This window comes from Nocardia sp. NPDC059240 (assembly GCF_042753865.1).
GTDB lineage: Bacteria > Actinomycetota > Actinomycetes > Mycobacteriales > Mycobacteriaceae > Nocardia.
Genome location: NZ_JBHZAC010000017.1, coordinates 1 through 20,125, shown reverse-complemented (window position 1 = coordinate 20,125; position 20,125 = coordinate 1). Strand labels below are relative to the sequence as shown.

General features: G+C 64.9%; 18 protein-coding genes. 13 read left to right on the top strand and 5 right to left on the bottom strand.

The annotated features are described in order from the left end of the window. Positions 1-7 precede the first annotated feature (7 nt). Entirely contained in the window at positions 8-484 is a 477-nt protein-coding gene (locus ACFXHA_RS40910) for a hypothetical protein (protein WP_379366044.1), read from the bottom strand. Positions 485-1,352: 868 nt separating this feature from the next. Between ACFXHA_RS40910 and ACFXHA_RS40905 the strand changes: the two genes are divergently transcribed. The 3 genes from ACFXHA_RS40905 to ACFXHA_RS40895 all read left to right on the top strand — a co-directional run bounded on the left by ACFXHA_RS40905 (position 1,353) and on the right by ACFXHA_RS40895 (position 2,890). Further along, positions 1,353-1,487 carry a hypothetical protein gene (locus tag ACFXHA_RS40905; protein WP_379366043.1) on the top strand — a complete coding sequence of 45 codons (135 nt, stop codon included), beginning with the start codon at positions 1,353-1,355 and terminating at the stop codon, positions 1,485-1,487. Then, positions 1,484-1,936 carry a hypothetical protein gene (locus ACFXHA_RS40900; RefSeq protein WP_379366041.1) on the top strand — a complete coding sequence of 151 codons (453 nt, stop codon included), beginning with the start codon at positions 1,484-1,486 and terminating at the stop codon, positions 1,934-1,936. The genes ACFXHA_RS40905 and ACFXHA_RS40900 overlap by 4 nt, the downstream gene beginning before the upstream one ends. Before the next feature lie 459 nt (positions 1,937-2,395). Then, entirely contained in the window at positions 2,396-2,890 is a 495-nt protein-coding gene (locus ACFXHA_RS40895; RefSeq protein ID WP_379366039.1) for a hypothetical protein, read from the top strand. Between the two features lie 405 nt (positions 2,891-3,295). Here ACFXHA_RS40895 and ACFXHA_RS40890 read toward each other — a convergent pair whose 3' ends face one another. The 3 genes from ACFXHA_RS40890 to ACFXHA_RS40880 form a co-directional block, all read right to left on the bottom strand. Beyond that, positions 3,296-3,607 (bottom strand): DUF6968 family protein, encoded by a 312-nt coding sequence (locus ACFXHA_RS40890; RefSeq protein ID WP_379366297.1) that lies wholly within the window; start codon positions 3,605-3,607, stop codon positions 3,296-3,298. A gap of 21 nt (positions 3,608-3,628) precedes the next feature. Further along, positions 3,629-3,955, bottom strand: a complete 327-nt coding sequence (locus ACFXHA_RS40885) for a hypothetical protein (RefSeq protein WP_379366037.1) — start codon at positions 3,953-3,955, stop codon at positions 3,629-3,631. A 110-nt stretch (positions 3,956-4,065) separates the two neighbouring features. Next, a complete protein-coding gene (locus tag ACFXHA_RS40880) occupies positions 4,066-4,425 on the bottom strand; it encodes a hypothetical protein (protein ID WP_379366035.1) in 360 nt (119 codons plus the stop codon). Between the two features lie 159 nt (positions 4,426-4,584). Here ACFXHA_RS40880 and ACFXHA_RS40875 point away from each other — a divergent pair, with 159 nt between their 5' ends. The 3 genes from ACFXHA_RS40875 (at position 4,585) to ACFXHA_RS40865 (ending at position 8,995) form a co-directional block, all read left to right on the top strand. Next, positions 4,585-5,823, top strand: a complete 1,239-nt coding sequence (locus ACFXHA_RS40875; protein ID WP_379366033.1) for a helix-turn-helix domain-containing protein — start codon at positions 4,585-4,587, stop codon at positions 5,821-5,823. Between the two features lie 443 nt (positions 5,824-6,266). Beyond that, entirely contained in the window at positions 6,267-7,175 is a 909-nt protein-coding gene (locus tag ACFXHA_RS40870) for a hypothetical protein (RefSeq protein WP_379366031.1), read from the top strand. 89 nt (positions 7,176-7,264) lie between these two features. Further along, positions 7,265-8,995: a sacsin N-terminal ATP-binding-like domain-containing protein gene (locus ACFXHA_RS40865; protein WP_379366029.1), complete on the top strand. Its 1,731-nt coding sequence runs from the start codon at positions 7,265-7,267 to the stop codon at positions 8,993-8,995. A gap of 753 nt (positions 8,996-9,748) precedes the next feature. Here ACFXHA_RS40865 and ACFXHA_RS40860 read toward each other — a convergent pair. Further along, positions 9,749-10,969: a GAF domain-containing protein gene (locus ACFXHA_RS40860; protein ID WP_379366027.1), complete on the bottom strand. Its 1,221-nt coding sequence runs from the start codon at positions 10,967-10,969 to the stop codon at positions 9,749-9,751. 113 nt (positions 10,970-11,082) lie between these two features. On the opposite strand from ACFXHA_RS40860, the gene ACFXHA_RS40855 reads away from it, so the two are divergent. The 7 genes from ACFXHA_RS40855 to ACFXHA_RS40825 all read left to right on the top strand — a co-directional run bounded on the left by ACFXHA_RS40855 (position 11,083) and on the right by ACFXHA_RS40825 (position 20,011). Further along, the gene (locus ACFXHA_RS40855; protein ID WP_379366025.1) at positions 11,083-11,883 is read left to right on the top strand and encodes a hypothetical protein; all 801 of its coding nucleotides are present in this window, start codon (positions 11,083-11,085) and stop codon (positions 11,881-11,883) included. Between the two features lie 6 nt (positions 11,884-11,889). Then, complete coding sequence (locus ACFXHA_RS40850; protein WP_379366023.1) at positions 11,890-12,258, top strand: nuclear transport factor 2 family protein; 369 nt, start codon at positions 11,890-11,892, stop codon at positions 12,256-12,258. Positions 12,259-12,339: 81 nt separating this feature from the next. Further along, positions 12,340-13,665 (top strand): purine-cytosine permease family protein, encoded by a 1,326-nt coding sequence (locus ACFXHA_RS40845; RefSeq protein WP_379366021.1) that lies wholly within the window; start codon positions 12,340-12,342, stop codon positions 13,663-13,665. Between the two features lie 655 nt (positions 13,666-14,320). Next, the gene (locus ACFXHA_RS40840; RefSeq protein WP_379366019.1) at positions 14,321-15,361 is read left to right on the top strand and encodes a hypothetical protein; all 1,041 of its coding nucleotides are present in this window, start codon (positions 14,321-14,323) and stop codon (positions 15,359-15,361) included. 5 nt (positions 15,362-15,366) lie between these two features. Further along, positions 15,367-16,098: a hypothetical protein gene (locus tag ACFXHA_RS40835; RefSeq protein ID WP_379366017.1), complete on the top strand. Its 732-nt coding sequence runs from the start codon at positions 15,367-15,369 to the stop codon at positions 16,096-16,098. A gap of 31 nt (positions 16,099-16,129) precedes the next feature. Then, positions 16,130-17,974, top strand: coding sequence for a hypothetical protein (locus ACFXHA_RS40830; protein ID WP_379366015.1), 1,845 nt, complete (start codon positions 16,130-16,132; stop codon positions 17,972-17,974). Positions 17,975-18,919: 945 nt separating this feature from the next. Next, positions 18,920-20,011, top strand: a complete 1,092-nt coding sequence (locus ACFXHA_RS40825) for a hypothetical protein (protein ID WP_379366013.1) — start codon at positions 18,920-18,922, stop codon at positions 20,009-20,011. The last annotated feature ends 114 nt before the right edge of the window (positions 20,012-20,125 follow it).

The following is a 20,125-nucleotide window of genomic DNA, read 5'->3' as shown; positions in this document are numbered from 1 at the left end:
ACCTTCGTCAGTCCGCATCGGTTGTCCTTGCTTGCGACCGTGGCTCAGTGAAGAACGCGACATCCACTAGCGGGAGCCCCAGTTCGGTGCGGGCGGAGACGATAAATCGCTGGAATGCGTCGCGTGCGGGCGTCCTCGCTGTGTCCCAGTTGAGCTCGGAGACTGTGCGATCGGCGACGCCGTAGAACAGATCGGTGACCGCCTGATCCAACTGCATTGCGGCGGTTACTACTTCGGACGAGCCGTGCAGCCAGACCGCGGATAGCGCATTAACCCAGACTGGGAAAGTGCTGGACCGTGCGTGCTCGACCAGAGCGGCGAAGGTATCGGTGCGTGAATCTGCAAAGGCTGCCAGACGCGTTGCCTCGTACAGTGCTTGGAATTGTTCCGCATAGCGCTGGTAGCTGGTGGTCTTTTGATCTCGCCGCCACCGTGCGGACTCGGTTCTTGTATCCCAAAATCGCCCGATCACGATTCCAGCCACGCCTGCAAACCCCGCTAGTAGCGCTGTGACCACTGGATTCACCCCCCACGATCAGCCGCCTGACTGGCCTTTCAAGCTCGATTGTATTGCCGTAGAGGACTATCGGAGACGGGGTTCCGCACACCGTGGCATTCGGCAGCGCAGGATGCTTCCGCCCGGTCCGGATCGGCTCGGCCCGTTGACCTTCAGCTGTATCGCGTTGGCTGATTCGATCAGCGCGGGACGCGGCATGACAGCGTGTTGGTTGAGGCAGCTTGGAGTGACTGCCTGCTTCGATGACTCGGTGGGCGGCTGCTATGACGACGTGCTGTGTGCGACTTCGAATCTGCGCGGTGCCTGCACACCGCAATCGCCCGCACGATCGCGACCGCGCGGCGCGGCGTCGCCCGCGGCGGTCTCATGGTGGCGGCCCGGCCCGCGGCGGCACGCGGACAACAGGTTCCGTGACGTCAGCGATGCGCGTCATACGAGTCCGCAGACTGCGACCGGCCGAGCCGCTCAGCATTAACAAGCATCTGCTTGACGTCGATAGCAGGGCAACCTACTCGGCTGCGATATCGCGTTCTACGACCAACCACCGTCGATCGAACTCCATTTCAGCAGCGACCTGCGCCATACTCTCGCCCGTACGCCTAATCCCTCCAGAGGAAGCCCGGACGTGGACACAGCGAGTGTGGTGGTCGTCATCACCGGATCAGCAGCAGCCGTCTCGGCAGCCGCCGTCAAGATCACGTGTTTCGTTGTCGCTTTGAAGAACACTGATCCGAAGGAACGGCCAGCGATCATTCGAGCGCTCGGGTCACCTTGGGCGAAGTAGCCCTCGTACCCCGCACGCTTCATTTGCGCCAACCCCACCCGCGAGATCTCGATGCGGCTATCCGTCGTCTACACCGCCCTCATCGGCCTGACGGATTCGATTCAGGCAGCAACCGGATGCATCATCACGATCAACCACCGACTTTCCGCTGTCGAGGACCGGCTCGCAGCCCTGGAGGCGAAGTGACGTACCAGTTTCCGGAGCACCAGCCGTACAAGCTTCCTCCGCGCGAGAAGACGATCAACGGCAAGGTAGTCGCCATCATCGTGGGCGCGTCTGCCTTGGGGTTGTGCACGCTCGGAGCCCGTGGTGGTCTCGCGGGCCCTACTGGCCGAGGAGCAGTGGTCAGTGGCGACAAGAAGGCCACCACAGGGAAGCCGGGGAGCCCGATCTCCGTCTCGGCCATGGCGACCACGACCTACGTCCCGCCGAAACCGACTGTGGTCTACGACGTTCCGACCGTGGATCTCCTCGGGGTGGACCTAACGGTGACGGACAAGAAGTGCTACGGCTCGGCCGGCTGCAACTTCAAGTATGACCTCGCGGTCAACCTCACCACCCACCTGAACTCGACCCGTCGAAGTCCTACCGCGTCTCGGTCGTGGTGGGCGAGGGAACGTCGTGGGAGCGAGTAACTTCGCTGAAGATCCGCGGAACCAAGACGGATGTCGCCTCCGGCCTCATCAGCACCGATGATTCCAACACCCCGACAGCCCGGGTCCAGTCCGTGACAGAACTCTGAACCCTGGATACACGAAAAGCCCCTCCCACGTGCGCGGGAGGGGGCCCTTTTTCCCGTTCTGTCCGGAGGCGCGAGGTCGGAACTCGATTGGTTCGTCCATGCTCAGTTCTGACGCGCCACGCGGGCGAAGGGTTCCGAGAAACGGAGCAATCAACGCGTCTTGGACACTTACCGGGGTTTCCTTGTGATCATGCCCCCCAACGGGTTAAGTTGCGGCAATCGTATTGAGGGGTGGGCGATCTCAGCCCGCCCGAAGGCTTCAACCGTATGCGCCACCACTGATGAGGGATTGGGCTGCGTAGGAGTCTGTCTGGTCTCCCCGGCCCCACAAACCGGAGGAGAGGACGATTCATTGAACTGGCCTGCAATCATCGCTTCCGCCGCGGCCTTGGTGCTAGCCGTAGGGCTGGCAGCCACTCTGATCTGCCTGGTCGTGTTGTCGCTACGGGATTCGACAGCGACTGAGCGCCCCGAGATCCTTCGGGAGCTGACCAAACCACTCAAGGTCGTTGCCGATGCGGCGTCCCGCTTACGCACATCACCGAATGCCGAGGATGATTCGCGTACGCTTCGCCTAATGTCCGATGCCGAGATCGAACGCCTAAGAGCAGAGATCCAGCGGAATCGGCTCGAGGAACTTCAGGCCGACCGGGAGGACATCCTCGCCGACCTAGACGAAGCCCACAGGACCAAGGACCGCAAGGGAATCGCCTTCGCAGAGAAGCAGCTCGACGGGATCGACGAGACGATCAACGCCTTGCTCGACCGACGAGGCACCGCAGTCCAGGATGAGATCCGCAACGGTCCTAAGCCGGTTGATCCCACCCAGCCGAATCGATTGTTCTGAAACGACGAAACCCATTGTTGTTGTACTTCATTGCGATCTTGAATCGAGAGCACCTACTCTGGAACCAGACGAACGCTCCTCTCCAAGGGGGAGCGGCGAGAGTTCGCTCGCATTGTCTGTGTTGCTTCTCTTGGTCAGGGACGGCAGCGCAACCTACATCGTAGGTGGATATTGTAGCTGTTGCTGGGACAGGAATCCCGGCCGGAGCCGCTGTTTTAGGGCTGTTCCGTTACCTCACCTTCCGCTACGCACTGAGGAACACTCAGCCAGAACAGCGGGAGAAGATCATTCGGGCCCTGGGAAAGATGAACAGGGACAGTCAGCGGGACTGGCCGACTTTCGGTCGTCGCGAGATCGAACAGCCCCGTGACGACGACACCTCCAGCAGCGCATAGGCCTCTGGGGCTACTCCGTCAGAGACGGTGGACCTCCGTTGAAGCTGACCGGGTGGCCAGTCCCTTCCAATGCCGCATCGACGTACCTGATCGCGGCGTTGAGCGCCTGCCAGCCATCAACCCCGATGGCTGGGCTGCCGGTGAGCGGCTCCTCGTCGAGCCCCTCGATTCGCCAGGGGCAGAGCCATGTTCGTCCGTTGGTCGGGTGCAGCCGAGGCTTCCCGATGGCCACGATCACTGGCCCCCCGTGTACCTCGGAGGTCAGAGTCCGCGTGACGATGGGTTCTCCGAACGGGCCTACGTCCCGCTTCGGGTCGATCATGGGCTCTGGCATGAATTCACCTTAGAAGGTCGCAGTGCCGCAGGCAGGCGTGAATTGGTCGGGTCGGCTTGGAACAGTCCCGCTCAGGCAGGGGTCATCGGGGTATGCGTCCTGGCTCCGACGGCAGTCGGCGTACCAGCGGTTGACGGTTGCATAGCAGGCCTGGAGGTACTTGAGGTTATCCGACCTGTCGTTCAGGTAGTACGCATTGCACAGGTTGATCAAGTACTGCTGCTTGGTGTCGCACCAGTCGTCGTGTGGTGTGGCGTGGGCCGCGCCAGCGCCCAACATGACCGCGGTGAACACTGATACTGTAAAGAGAATTGATCGAATCGCGTTGTAACGCATAGTATTTCCTGCTGTTGAGTCGTGATTCAGTTGTCCGAGAGGCAGATCACCCCTCGACCGAAAGGATGCGGAGCCTGGCCAAGGGGTGTCCGACGATGTCCTGTCTGGGGCTAGGCCGTAGAACCACCTCCTCCCCGCTCGGACTCCACCAGGCCAGTTGACCAGCGCGCGTGGGTGTTCTCCGGACTCACCGTGATCACGTCGACCGCCTGGACAAGATCCGCAGGTACGTTCTCACCCTCGAAGTGCGCGAGGCACGGCACGAAAACGGCCTCCGCGTCGAGCCGGGCGATGGTCGCCTTCACCCCGGCCAGAAGCCGGGTCGCCGTGCGGCCGTCAATGACCACCATGCGCGCGAAGTCGTAACCCAATCTCCCAGCGAGGCTGCGGATCTGGGTCTCGTCCCACGCTTGCTGAACCCCGGACACGTCGCTTCGTAGGTATCCGACGGCTGTCGGTCGGTACTTCATCGCGGCTCCCTAGTGCGTCAGTCGATTGGTAGCCTCCGGCCCTGACCGCAGCCCTTTCCGGAGGTGAATTCAGCTCACCATCAGCGGCAGGACATTCGACGGGATACGGTGGTCACAGACCTGCACCTCACAATCTGTAACCACGGGGGACGAGGAGAAATGGGCTCCACGGCTACAGGATTGCCGAATATGAACCCAAACCGGACAGGCGTGACTCTTCGGCACTACCGCTGCGCGCGTGGGCTGAGTCTCCGCGAGGTAGCCGCCCGCCTGTTCTGTAGCCATACGTGGATCACGGCGATGGAGTCCGGCCGCAGGCTGCCGACAAGTCGCCAATGGGTCGACGACGCGGACAAGCTGCTGCGCGCTGGTGGCGAGCTGCTGGCAGCGTGGGACGCCGACCAAGCGGAGCGAGCAGAGGCACACGCGACGATGAAGGCGCTCAAAGACGCCCGCCGGGAGTCCGAAACGTTGCTCGTCGCGCCGGACGGCGCTCACCTCGATGACATCCAAGACGACATTGCACAGGTTGCCCGGTCGTCAGGGATCGAGGCGTACGACAAATCGATTCGGCACGCGCTGGAGCTTCGCGCAGAGCTGGCACGCCGCCTACGGGTCGGCGCTCACCGGCCGGAAGAAATCCGCGACCTCTACATTGCCTATGGGCGGGTCTCGGGCGTATTGGCCTATCTGACATTGGATCTCGGCCAGGCTGATGACGCCCACGCGCACGTCACCGCGGCATTCACGTTTGCGGATCGAGCGGACTATGACCCGCTGAGGGCGTGGGCGAAGGGGACCGAGTCGCTGGCGTGGCGGTTCGACAAGAAGTTCAAGCCAGCGAAACGCGCTGCGATAGAGGGGCTTCAGTACGTCGGGGCGTCGACCGGAACCGCCGGGCCACGGCTGCTGTGCGGGCTCGCGGCGTCCACCGCGAACCTCGGGGACTCGTGGGGTGCGGTCGAGCTGCTGGAGCGTGCGGACCGGGTGCGGGCACAATGCGGCCCGGATGATCTCGATGGGCCGTTGTTCGGGTTTAGCCCCGCGAAACAGCTGTACTACTGGGGCTTCTCGCTGATGTGGGCCGATGAGCCGGCGATCCTCCGCCTGGCGATCAAGTCCTCCCATGAGGCCATTGCAGCCTGGCAGGAGACAAAGTCCCCGGGCGACGAGATGCTGACCTACATCTACCTCGCCACGGCGTGCGCCCGCCTCGGCGACCTCGACGGAAGTATCGAGGCGGTGAATCCGATCCTGGAACGTCCACTCACAGCATCGTTTTCATGGGTCAAGAAGCGCTTGGGTCAACTGGACGACTTGCTGGACGAGCACTTCCCCGGCTCGCAAAGCGCCCTGGAGGCACGCGACACGATCCAGGCATACATCCGGGCCGCCTAAGCCCGGAAACGACGAAAAGCCCCCGCGCCCACAGGCCTTGGGTCTGCAAGCAAGGGGGCTTCGCTAGCGGTAGTCGGCCTTATGCGGGTCTAGGGCTCGGTCCGACGGGTGGGAGGCTACCAAACTCACATGTCCTGATCACTGACGCGGAGCGGGCCGTGACATCACGGATTCAGCTTGACATCCAGCTCTGGCGCGGATCGGTCAGCGCGCTATGCGGCTAGTAGGGCAGTGGCGCAGCGAACGGAACGCCCATAGCTGAGATCGCAACCACTCCAACCAGGGAGTTCGCGTTTTCTTGCTGTTACCCAACGGTTTCCGGCGTGTCAGCAGAGTAGACGACTGCCAGATCGACTCCCGGGAAGACATATCCTTCCGGACGTGGCGGCGATAGAGTCGCTGAACTTCCTACGTGGCGTACGCGACTTCGAAAGGCAGATCTGATGGGCAGCAAGGAGTTCGAGGTCGTCAACGTCAATGCTGACGAACTAGCGCTGTCGCTCGTGGGATGGCAGATAGTTGACGCTCAGGCTCGGATAGTCACTGAACCGCGTGGCCGTAACGGTTGCAAGCAGCAGGTCGCCTTCTCAGGCACCTTCCGGTTTCTTCCCGAGGACTGGACTGACCGGTTCAAACGCAGCGATGGTAGGAGCTACGCATCGGAGGTCTTCCTCACCTTGAACCGACAAGGCGTTCCGACTCATTCGGGTAGCTACAAGTGGGTTGTCCTCGAGAAGATCAAGGACGCGGAGAATGGCGTGATTCGGGTATCTGCCCAGAGTGATGACTGGACCTGCGACGCGCCTCTGGCGGCAACAGACATCGATCTCAGACTGACGGCCTACGATCTCGATGACGTTTCGGACCTGTATATCAACTCAAAGCTGAGCCTTCCCACTCCGGTGACGACTCCACTCGAAACATCAGTGGTGAGCGAAACCAGCCTGGGGGCGCCGTGTGCGAAGGTCGCAGTCGCGGCGGCTTATGTGTCGAAGGGCGACTACAAGACAACACTTACCGTGCACACCGAAGGCACCTTCGAGTTCGGCAGCGTCGAGGATCTACTCAAGGGGTACCGTACCCAAAACGATTGGGATGACCACGGATCTACCGTGATGGACTACGCACCCTTCGAGGTAAACGTGCCGCAGGTCAGATTCGAGATCCTGGATGGCACAGGGTTCCTGCTCAATGACCGAACATGTAGTTTCTATGGGTATATCCCTGTCGACAACCTGGGCAACGTACCTCGCCGCCAGCCACGATGGATCGGCCGCAGAGTCTTCGACGTCAGCGACCTTCCAGGCGATCCATATCGGGTTGTCGTGCGTGTGACTGACAGCATCGCATGAGCGGGCTGGCCCAACACCTGGCGGCGTTGCAGACCCGACTGGTCAACGAACACAGGCAGGCCCCAGGCTTGTTTGGGGAAATTGCCCGAATGGAAGACCTACTGGCCGACACCTACCGCAATCGTGTGCCTTACGAGCTACTTCAGAACTCGGATGACGCCGGATCCACAACTATCACTATCACTGAACTCGACGGCGGGGCCTGGTCTTGGGCGAACAATGGTCGGTCGTTCACCACCGCAGATGCCGAGGCACTGTGTAGAAGTGCAAGTTCGACCAAACGCCGAGGCGGCGATTCCATCGGATACCGTGGCATCGGATTCAAGTCCCTGGCCGCGATCGCCTCCCACATCGATGTCCAATCTGCCGACGTGGCTTTCACTTTCGATCGAAGCATCGCTACTGGGCTACTCGGCGAGCAGTCACCGTCGATAGTCCCCCTAATCCGGATCCCGTGCGAGATCCGAAGCACTGCCAAAATCGACGGCGCAGTCTTTACAATCTTCGGGCGCCTCGGCGCCGAGGCTTCTCTGGACGCCATTGACCCAGTCAGCCTGCTGTTCCTCCGTCACGTCGGCCGCGTCGACATCAGCACCCCTGCAAGGGATGTCACGATCAGTGTGGGCCGCGACGGCTCAAATGTGACGCTCCACGACGATGCTGGCGCTGCGCACTTCGGGTTGCTCCGGCACGGAACTGCGACGGTCGCCGTCCCTCTCGATCCACATGCCCAGTCGCTGACGGGGCTTCGCGGCCGGCTTGCCTGCGGCCTACCGCTAGATGACGAACCGGGTCTGCCCGTGGCGGTTTCCGGGGACCTACTTACCGACCCATCACGCACGCACGCTGTCGTTGGGGACGAATCTACTCAGCAAGTGCTTTCGGACGCCGCTGCTGCCATCGCAATCGAGCTGACCACACCAGAAGCGCCTTTGTTCCAGCGGCTTTGGGAGCTCGTCTTGGAGGGCGAGGACCTCCGGTCGCACTTGGTCTCGTCACACCCGACTGTGAGCGGAGCACTGCTTACTGCACTTCAACGCGTGATGAAGACTCTGCCGAAGAACTTCGCCTACTCTCCGTTGCCATTGACAGCAGGCGACGTAACCCGCATTTTCCCAAAAGGTGCACCTGCAGCTCTGTATACGAAGAAGAATCAGCCCAGCGCACGCGCGCTGAAGGCCGTTCTAGGACTAGACACGCTCGAAGTCGAGCAGCTTGTGGACGGTCCCTTGGTCGCGCAGTTATCCGACGAGCTGATCGCACAGCTGGGAGCACACCTTGGGGAGATGGCCCGTGGCTACGGTCGGCAACTCACCACCGCTGAGCAGCGCATCGTCGACATGAGCCCCGGTACGCAGTCGTGCTCCCCACAGCTCATCGCGCAGAGCTCTGCAGCGGCTGCGGGTCGAGGAGAGATTCCCCAAACAGCAGAACCTTTGGCGGACATCGTGTCCCGTTGGCGAACTGCCGAAGTTGCAACGATGGAATATCTCAACTGCCGCGGCTGGCTTCTCGAAGACGTCAGCGGACAGAACGTCGGATACGACCTCTCCGGCAACAACCCTGCCGGAGAGCCCGTGCGAATTGAGGTGAAGAAGGTCGATCACATGGATGCACGCTTTGCCATGACGAACAATGAGATGTCGTTGATGCTCACCTCCCCGGGCAGCTACCTGCTGGCGGTGCTTGTCGGCGATGGCCGTTACGTCAAGCTCATGCTCGTCGATCCAAGCGACGAAGGACTGCCAAAAGAACGGGTTTGCCGCAGATGGGACTGGGAGTTCACCGACTGGGCACGCTTCGCAACTGTCGTCGAATGAGCAGTCCCCCGTATATTCGCTCGGCTCTAGGGAGTCCGCCTGTATTCCTCCGCCTTCAACCAGCCGCGGCCAGCGCTGACCGCCATTTCGGCCTGCATCATTGGTGTGACCCACACGTGGCGGTAACCGATTCGGGCGTGGCGTGACCACCAATGCTCGTTGTTTTGCGCAAGGAGCGTATTGCGACCCCGCGAGTTCGCCCGGGGGATACGACCCTGCCCGGATCGATGATCCGGACGGGGGTCTTCGTCGTCGGGTCGGAGTGGCAGGCGGCAGCGCGGAATCTTCCTTCAGGCCAGCCGGTCTCGGATAGTCAACCTTCCCTCCCGACCATGTTGACGGGTTCGGTCGGCACCGTCTGTGGTGCTGTACGTACCGGCCCGCCGTGGGCAGTCGATCGCGCGCCCGACCGCGCGGATTCATCCGAGATGAATCCCCGGACACCGGTATTCATCTTCCCGAATTCCGCTCTGGACCAAATGGGCACGGAGACAACAGGATGTGATCGACGCAGTGTTCGAGATCTTCGGCGATATCGAAGCCGCTGGCACGATACCGCGTTCCATACTCCGTCCTGAACTACCACCGACCGATCACGCGGCGTAGCTCAACCGAGACCGTCCACTCCGGCTGTCTGTGGCCAAGGGGCAGCCGGAGTGGACGGCACCTGGTCGGATGCGGCCGGACGACCTTTCTCTGCGCGTCGCGACGGACCGCGCCCATGCAGCCAGAGCAGGGGCAGGCCGTGGATCGTCATCTGTCCGTGCTGCCGAGTGCCATGGCCTGGCAGAGGTTGCAGTGGCTGATCGGGGCGATGCGGGATGGTGAGATGGGGGTGACGTCGATTAGGGCTTGAGGGCGGTCGCCATCGGCGATGCGATTCCAGCGGCCGTGGAGGGTGATCCACTCGTCGTTGGGGTGGAAGCGGACGCGGACTTGGGTGGTGGCGGTCCGCCGGATGTTGGCGGCGAGTTCGTAGCACGTGGTGGCCACCATGAGTTGGTCACCGGGTTCGATCTCGGGGTTGTGATGCCTCCATCCGGCCAATGGGCTGTGTTCGTCGGTGAGCCATTCGTGGATGAATCCAGTTTTCAGGTCGACGAGGCCGAGGGCGTGGCCGGGAGGGATGGGCATGGCGCGTAGGGCGAGGGAGCTGATGTCGGGGATCGCGCGGGTCTGGTCGTCGGTGATGTCGCAGACGATGGCTCGCACGGTGCGGTCGGTGCCGGCACCCGAAGCGTGGGCTGCGATGTGGAGTTGGTGGGCGTTGCCGTCTTCGTAGATCTTGGTGGCGGTTCCCGCCCAGCGGTCGGTGGGATTGTCGAGGTTGAACAGAGAGAAGAAACCGGGGCGGTCCTCGAAGTTGTGGAAGCTCGCCAGCATTTCCGGAACGGTGTGCACGGCAGGGGTATCCAGGTAGGACAGCCGCAGCAGGTATTGCGCAGGGGGCGTGGTGGCCGCGATGCCTGCGGCGGTCCACTCGACGGACCCGATTTCCGGGATCTCGGGGATAGGGTCGCCTCGTGCACCGGTCCACAGGGCGACTGCATTAACGGAGCCGAACGGACCCAGGACGGGGACCGCGATCATGCGCATCTCCCGTCCTCCCGACGCGGTGAAGCATTCGGTTTCGGCGGCACCGAATGTAGTACACGACCTAATCAGCTGCCCGAGCAGCGGGACTGCTGCCGCGAGGCGGCCGACGCTCGAATGGTTGAGCCGAGTGAACGCGCGGCCATGCGGACCGTCCAGGACGGTCGTCGGCTGCTCGGGGTCTGCAAGGGTCTCGGCGACGACCCAGTTGTTTCGCGGATGTGAGCCGGCGCTTTGTCGACAACGGAGTTGGTGGCGTGCCGCGGGGTGGCCGGGTACGTTCGCGGCCTTCGGAACGTCCGGTGCGTCGGATTGCGGATCCGCTGCGGGGACAAGCGGGACCTGTGACGGTTCGAATTCCTGGTCATCGTCTGTGTCCATGGCTTCGATACTCGCGTGGCGACCAGTATGTTTGCGACGCGATGGGGGCGCGACTGTGTCGCGTTATAGTCTCGTGGAGTCGCTTTTGCTTGCGCTGGAGATGGACCTCGCCGATGAGGAACTCGATGCCGACGATCGCGTTGAAGGCGCTGCTGCGCGCTCGCCACATGCACGGATACAGCGAGTTCGTGGCCGAATATCGGCGACATGCCAAGGCGCTGGATCTGCCGGTGATACCCGAGCCACCGACAAAGGCCCATTACTACAAATGGGTCGCCGGTCAGGTGAAAGGACTCCCCAGGGGACCACACTGCCTGGTGTTGGAGCACATGTTTCCTGGCTGGACAGTTGAGCGATTGTTCGCGCTGTCCGACACCGAACCCCAGACCGAGGTCGTGGCGGATGGCGCGTTGTCCGACGAGCTGGCTCCCAGCCTGTCAGCGGCGGTGCTGAACGGGTTGTGGGTTACGACCTACCGGGTCGAGGACGTCGGCTGTCATGTCGATCTGACACGCCTGACTGCTGTGTCAGGGCATCGCGTTACGGGCCGGAACTGGCCACCGGAGCCGCGCAGCGAGAAGGTCCATACGGGGTACCGCAACGAGATCGATGCCGAGCTCTCGCAGCGGCACCTGGTCGGGCATTGGCGAAATAGCAGAGACAGCTACTACTTCGGGGCTTTGCATCTGGCTGTACTGCCGGGCGAGACGATCCTGTCGGGCCTCTACACCGCGAACACCTCGGACGTCACGGTGGTGGGCGAGCCGTGGAAATGGGTCCGTGTCAACGAAACCGCCACCGCTGATACGGATCTGGGCGAGCTACGGATGAAGGCACCTGAGCAGGTTTACGCTCTGGTCCAACAACGATCACGTCTGGACCCACCGCTCGGCCTGGCCGACATTACGGAGTGAGGATCGATGCTGACCAAGGACATCGCGCGCCGGGTGATCGACACCTATTTCCAAGCGTGGGAGCGCCAGGATCCCGCGTTGATCATCACGATCTTCACTGAGAATGCCACCTATGCCGAACGCGCCTTCGAACAGCCCCACCGCGGCCACAACGGGATCGCCGCCTATTGGAAAGACAAGGTCGTCGGCGACGAATCCGATATCCGTTGCAGGCTTTTGAGCCTGTACCTCGAGGGCGAGACCGCCATCGCGGAGTGGGAAGCCGAATTCGCCGATCGCGGTGTCCGCAAGATCATGAGAGAGGTCGCGATCCTGGAGTTCGACGGAGACAGGATCGCTTCGCTGCGCGAGTACTGGCAGTCGAAGAACCTCTAGGGCCCGAACTTCACAGTGGGCGTCGCTGACGAAGCGTCCTCGGAACCGCGAGGTGGCTTGTACGGCAGCAGGATTGTGGCCGTGGAACCCGGTGGGGTGGAAGTCATTCCGGACGCGGACCGCCACGGTCGGCCGCTGCAGATGCTGTGGACATGGATATCGCCGAACCTTCAGTTCGCCACGGTGTTCGTCGGTGTGATGGCGGTCGCGGTTTACGGTCTGTCGTTCTGGCAGGCGAGCGTGGTGATACTGCTCGGCAACGGTCTCGGGTCACTAATGCACGGGCTGCTGTCGGCGCAGGGCCCGCGGTTCGGGGTTACACAGATGGTGTTGAGCCGCCTGTCATTCGGCTATCGCGGGAACATGCTGCCCGCCGGGCTCAACACACTCACCAGTGTGGGGTGGTTCGCGGTAGGCAGTATCAGCGCGGCGCTGGCGCTGAATACCCTGACGGATCTGCCCCGCCCCCTGTGCCTGCTGATCGTGGTGTCGATCCAGGTGGTGGTCGCAGTCCTGGGGCACAACCTCATTCAGGTGGTCGAGCGCTACGCATCGGTCGTACTGGCGGGAGTGTTTACGATCGCCACGGTACTGGTGCTCTCCCGAGCCTCGTACGCGGTGGCCGCGAACGGCCGAGGAGTCACTGGCGGCTGCCTGCTGGCCTTCGCGACATGTTGGAGCTATGCCGCCGGGTGGAGCCCCACCGCCAGTGACTACACCCGGTATTTGCCTGCATGTGAAGATCGCCGAGGGGTCGGATTATGTTGCGGGCTTGGGGTTTTCGTCTCATGTACCGTCCTAGAGGTCGCCGGTGCGGCCTCGGTCGGCGCGGGACGCGAGGCACTCGCGGACCCCACCAGCTCGTTCACCGATCAATTGCCCGCACCGGTCGCGGCAGCGACCTTGCTCGCGATCACCCTCGGTGCGATGTCGGCGGGGGTGATGAATGTGTATTCCGGTGCAGTCTCTTTCGTCACTCTGGGAATCCGGCTGGGGTCGCGGTTCCGGCGGGCGGTGGCGGCGTTGATGTTCGGGACAGCGGGTTCGGTGCTCGCCTACCTGGGTCTGACCGCGCAAGCTGATCGATATCAGGCATTTCTGCTGATGGTCGCCTACTGGGTGGGGCCCTGGCTGGGCGTCGTCCTCCTCGACCTGTATCGGCATCGACCAGGGCCGAGTGTGGTGGATGATGATGCGCACCTGCGCCGTCTAGTGTTCGACCATGGGTACCGGCATGGCGCTGGGCCGATCTCCATGGGGGTGGGATTGGTCGTGTCGGTGTGGCTGTTCGCCAACCAGCAACTCTATATCGGTGTTGTGCCACAACATTTTCCATCTTTCGGCGACCTCGCGCCCGAAGTCGGATGTGGCATTGCTGCCGCGTGCTACGCCCTATTGCGTCGCTGAACCACCACCCAATCGGACCCAGGTTCGCGAAGACTCCGAAGGGCCCCGGACCGATTTCGCCGAGTCGGACAGCTCCGCCTCGACCCAGGTTGGTGTCGAGTTGCCATCGCCGGTCCTCCGCTGGTTGGCGTCGACCGTCTCGTCGGTGAGCGATTGTCCAGCGTCGGTACCCGACTACCCGCAGGAGATCGAGTCTCTTTTGAACAGTTGCCTGAAAAACCAGTACTTTCGACGTATTGCAAGCGTCACATCAGACGGCTATCGTGGATCGAACTTGGCAACTAAGCAACCTTCGAGTTATCTCGCGGATTGTGCTTCCGAGCTGAGTGAACTCCAGAACTTTCCAGGGCCTGTGTAGACAGCCTCTGAAGGCGCAACGGCTTCCGCGATCGGGGAGCCGACCCTGACGCGCAATCCACCGATCGATCCAATAACCTCGCCCCCTCGGGCCACGTAATCAGCTGCGCACCAGGCGCTTTCACGCCTGTGTTGCCGCTGCGTGCGTCGCGGCAGGGTGGCCTTCTCGTAGAAGGAGCGCGCCATGAACTGGTCAATCGGTAGTAAGTACCCGCGGTCGGCAGAAGCAACAGCGCTCATCGCTGCGGCGAGGAGTGCACGGAACTCGGCTGCGACGGTGGGGATATGGGTGGTCTGGATGCGAGCAGGCCGAGCGTTGGCCTGCGAATGGACTTCACATCTGGATGCCGAAGTGCCCGTCGAGATTCGGGCCGACGCTGAAGCGGTGGTGGTGATAGCCCTGGCACCGGACCGCGTGGCACACCCGGTCATCGGACGCGTCGAGGTGATTGGTGACTATCTGGTGGGCAAGGGCTTTCATGTGTATGCGCTGCACACCCGAACATTGCGGGAGGGGGTGCTGTGGACGTCGCTACGAGGGCAGGCGTTGGCGGGAGTCATGCCCGCCTCACAGTCGCGCGTAAGCACCTCGCCGCATCTGCCACGACTACCTCACCTTCGGGCGGCGAGAGTGCGGTCTCGACTGTTGGTCGCCGCCTTGGCGGCGGTGGCCACGCTGGTGTGTGCGTCTCCGGTTGTGGTGGCCAGCCCGCCCACCGGGCAGCCGGGACTGATCATCGATCCCCCGTCGCATAGGCAAGCCGGTCTGGCCCCCGCTGCACCCGCGACCGACCAGACCCGGGGCAACCCGAACGCAGGCGCGGGGGCGGTGACCGCGGTGACCGAGCAGGGCGGTGAGCAGCCGCAGGCGGTGACGGTGACGGTGGTGCCGCAGGTCCCGTCGGCATCGTCGGCGCCGCGCTCGGCGCAGGTAGTTACCGAGGCCGTGCCGCTGGCCGAGGAGTCCGTGCCCGATGCCCCAGGACGCGAGGACGGGTTGCGCATCGACGCGGCGGCGATCGCGCGACCTGTGTGGCTGCCCGCCCCGATCGCGGCGCACGAGCGCGCCCTCAATGCCCTTGTTGTGGACCAGGTGTCGAAAGTGGTGGCCGACGCCGGCCTCTCCGGCCCTGCCACCGAGGTCACCCTCGGCGGCGGGGACGAGCAGCCCGCTCCGCTGGCCGATGAGCTGGCGTGGGCGCAGATGACGGTCACGGACCCGCAGCAGTGGGTGCCGCTGGTCCTCGACGCCGTCGAGCCCGCCGTGGCCGACCTCGCACCGCAGGCCCAGGACGCGGTCGATGCCCTCGCGGCCTCCCTACCTGCAGAGCGGCGGTGAGCACGATGCACGACACCGACATGCACGACACCGACAACAGTGACGAGCCCGAGGAGATCCTGCTCGAGGACACAGCACCAACGACCGGTGAGCTCGAGGACTGGTGGACCACCCACACCACCCCCGAACCCGAAGACGACCTCGATGGAGGCGAGGACGATCACCACGCTACGGACTCTGCGCCGCGTCGCAGGCCGTCGTGGCGAACGATCGTGGGCGGGATCGGTGTGCTCGGTATCGGGATCGCCGCGGTCGGCGCGAGCCTCGGCGATGGCCACCGACCGGTGGCGAACAGCCCCACGCCACCGGCGGCGGTCGCGAGCATGCACCCGTCGCAGCCGCTGGTGACCGGCAATTCCCCCGGCTGCGCACACGATCCGGGCAGCGGTGCACTCGCCGCGGTGGTCACCGGGCAGGGCCCCTGGCGTGCAAGCGATGGGGCGCAGGCTATTTCGGTGTTCGAGGCCGCCTACTATCTGGCCCGGTCCGGGGCGCGGGCACGAGACGTGGTAGCTGCTTCGGCGGCGATCCCCGACGCGGAAACGATTCAGGCCGGGATCGATACGGTCCCGCTCGGCACGACCTACTGCGCGCGCATCATGGCGCTGACGGTCGGCCTGTACGCGGTCGAGGTTCACGAGACCCGGCCGGGTGAACCGGAAAGCGTGTGGCGGCAACAGATTTCGACCAGCCCGCCCGACGCGGGCGCGTTGATCACCGCCATCACGCATCTGTGACGTTACGGCTGACCGAACACAGTGCACGGCAATGCAATACACAGTCCAGGAACAGGTGGTGGTGTCCATGTTGATCGCAGTCGCGGGCCTCGGGCCGCACACCGGAGCGACGACGACCGCACTGGCGTTGGCCGCCGCCTGGCCCGCCACCGAATCGGTGATCCTGGTCGAGGCCGACCCTCACGGCGGCGTGCTAGCCGCAGCGTGCGGAGGCTACGTACGGCGCGGGCTCGCCAGCATGGCCGCCGCGAGCGCTCCGCGCGCCGCCGCCCATCGGGTCGAGCTCGTGGCGCATCTGCAGTGGCATCCGGCAGGCGTGGCCTACCTGGCCGCGCCGCCGGTGCCCGGCCCGCACGCCAGCCGCGAGGTCCTCGCTGCGCTGCGGCGCCCCGGCCCGGGGCGGGAGTGGAGCGGCGAGCTGGTCGTGATCGCCGACTGCGGAAACCTCACCAACCCCCGGCCCAGCCCGCTCATCGTTGACGCCGATCTGCTGCTTCTCGTGCTCGGGTCGCAGCGCCGCGACACGGTCGCGCTTGAAGAGGCGGTCGCCGAGCTGGCGGCACGCTACCCCCGGTTGGCGATCGTGTCGATCGGCTCCGAACACACCGGGGGCGATTCCGTCGACCGGTTACCGCTGCCCGTGTTGGGTCGCCTCCCGCACACCGACGACGCTGCGACCCTGTGGTCGGGGCGAGTTCGGTTGTACGAGAGCGGGTTCGCCGAACCGGCCGGCGCGCTCGCCGCGGCGGTGCGAGCACATGTGAATACTGGCACCACCACCCCGGCGAGCCCTGAACCGCCCTCGGCGCAGGCCCGCACGGCGTGGCACGGCCCTGGCGGTCGAGCACGCCATGACCGCTCGACCCCCCACATCTATCGCATCAGCCTCCCCGGCTCCGGCAACCCGGTCGGCGGCCCCGTGCACCCCGCTCGCGCCCTCGGGGCCCTGACGACCAGCCCTCACACCCAGGCGCGAGTCCCGATCGCCGAGCCCGTCGCCGTGGTCTCGGGATCGTGCGAGACCGCCCCGATGCGCCCCGTCTCGGTGGGGGCGTCCTCGGCCCATACCGCGCCCGCACCCGACGCTGTGGGACCGGTGTTGGCGTTGCGGCTGTTCGGGCCGGTGCGTGTGATGTGGCGGCCAGCTCGGGGCGAGGACGGCCAGGGCGGGCAGGAGGTGGAGATCACGATGCGGCTGCAGCGCCGCAGCCGGGAGGTGCTGGCGCTGCTGGCGACCCACCCGCACGGGTTGACCCGCGACCAGCTCATCGACGCCCTTTGGGGCGAGGCGTGCCCGCCCCGCGCGGTCAATGCCCTGCACACCACGCTGGGCCGAGTCCGCACCGCCCTCTCGGCCGCGACCGACGGCACCGGCAACCAGGTGCTCATTACCGACGCGGGCCGCTACGTCCTCGACCCCGCCGCGGTACACCTGGACTACGCCGACTTCACCACCGCCGTGGCGGCGCGCCGCCGTGCAGGCACCGACGCGCAGCGCCGTGACGCCTGCCAGCGCATCGTCGACCTGGCGGTAGCCGGGGTGCTGGCCGAAGATCTCGACGCCGATTGGCTGCCCCCACTGCGCGAGGCCGCGCGCAGCGACGCGCGGACCGCCCTGGGGGTGCTCGCCGCGCTGCTCGCCGCCACCGACCCGCGCGCGGCCCTGGACCTGCTCGAGACCGTCCTGGTCATCGACCCCCACAACGAACGCCTCTACCAGGACATGCTGCGCCTGCACGCCCGCCTGGGCGAACACTACGTCCTCGATCTCACCCTGGCACTGGCCGCGCGCCGCCTGGCAGAAATCGGCGAAAAACCCAGCCGCGAAACACTCGAACTCGTCAGCCACCTCAAAAACACGCAACCCTTGATCTGAATACCCACAAAAACCTTTCCATGCGACCGTTCACCCCGGTATCGACAATCATCAAGATTTCCCACACAGGCAGCGCAACAACGCTCACGCATCATTCTCCCCATTATTGAATAATCTCCATTTCCGAGCGTCTCGGCGATAGCATCAATTGCATTCGATCGAATGAAACCACGTCACCGCCCCGGCCGGATCACTATGATCGATAGGCAGCCGATAACAGCGACTCGAGCACTCTCGATCAATTCGGCGCGATATTTATTCAGCGTTCTAGTCGGAGCCGGTCGGAATAGCGCCAAGCGCCGATAGCGCACTCGCGGCGTTGTTCGCGTATTCCGGAAACAGTTCGGCGCGCCGCGTTTCCCGCCGCAAGTCCGGGGAGTGGATCTTCGAGGGTCGGGTCGAGCTGGTTGGGTGGTCTTGTCTGTCGTCTGGTCGGTGGTCTGTTCCGTGGTCTGATCAAGCCAGACCACCCTCCCGCCCGAGGGCTGCCCGGTCATCGGCGCAGTATCGGCGGTGGCGGCTCCCAGGGTCCTACCCCCGGTAGGAGGGTTTGTACATGAGGGCGGGGCGGTGGCCGGTCGGTGTGTCCGCTCGGATGTCCTCTTCGGTGCCTATGGTTGATCGTCCGTAATTCTCTGAATTACTTCCAGCCTTTCCCTTTTACAACTCCCGCGCCGAGCCGCGGCGGCCGGCGGTTCGAGACGGATGCAGTGGGATCATTGGCCCCCTTGCTTGTCCGGAAATATGTGGTGACCTGCGGAATCGCCTCGATATTTTCGGCGAAAACGGTTGAATTCGCGGGCCGGGTGGAGCTAGCTTCGAACGGCACCCGGGGAAACCGCAAAAACCACCGAATTCGAATGACGGCCCCGCCCGCCGTGTGCGACTATCCGAACGAACGGCGGGCGAGCCGGAATTCGATTCATTCCGAAAAGGAGTCCCGAAATGACCGCACCCACCACCCCGCGATTGGGCAACGGCGAGCTCCGGCGCATGGTCGCGCACGTGCTGGCCGACAATTCCGGCACCGAATACAGCCCCCGCGATATCGCCAAGATCACCGGCCGTTCGTCGGGCGCGATCGGCAACGCCCTCGACACGTTGACCCGCGCCGGGCACGCCGACCAGACCCAGGCCGCCCCGCGCCGCTACCGCGCCAACACCCACACCCACACGGCCGCCACCGCGACCGCCCCGGCCCCCGCCCCGCGCCGCCCGAAGGCCGCCGCGCCCACCCGCACACCGGCCCCGGCCCCGGCGCGCACCGTGACCGCCCGCCGCGTCCACGCCGTGCCCGCCCGCCCGGCGCACGTCGTGCCCGCCGACGCTGCGGGCCGCCGGGTCGCCGCGCGGGTTCGCCGCGCCGCCGCGACCTTCCGGCCCGCCGCCGCCCGCGCCGTCACCGCCGCCAAACCCGCGTTGGCGCACACCGCTTTCGCCCTGGTACTTACCGCCGCCGCGCTGGTGCTCATGGCCGCCGCCGCGATGCGGGCCACCGCCCGCGCCGCCACCGCCGCCAAGGCCGCCCTGGCGACGCCCGACACCGCCCCGGCCGTGGCCACACGGCCCGCGCTGACAGCGGTGCCCGCTGCGGCCGAACCCGCACCCCGCGCAATCGCCCCCGCCCCGGCCCCCGTGCCGGAACCGGAACCGGTGGACACGGACACCGCCCCGGCGACCGTGCCACCCGCCGCCGAACCGCCGCAGGCCGACGCCGCCGCCGACGCCCCGGCCGCCGCGCCCGAGATCCCCGCGCCCGCCGCCGAACCGGCCACCGCCAAGGCCAAGCGCACCACCGCAAAGAAGACCGCTGCCGCACCGGCCGCGCGCCCGGCCGCCGCACCGGCCCCCGCCTCGAAGGCCGCCACCGCCAAGGCCACCGGCACCGGCAAGGCCAAGCCCACGGCGACCGGCAAGGCCCCGGCGACCGGTAAGGCCAAGCCCGCAGCCAAGTCCGCGAAACCGGCCACCACGCCCGACGCGGGCACGCCGACGCGGGCACGCCGCACCCGCACCCCGAACACCGCAGCCGCCTGACCAACCCAGCGGGGGGGGCCCCCCCGCGGGCCCCCCCCCCCCCCCCCCCACCCCCCCCCGCCCCACCCCCAAGGGGGCACCCCGGGGGCGGATAAAAAACAGAAGCGGCCCCCC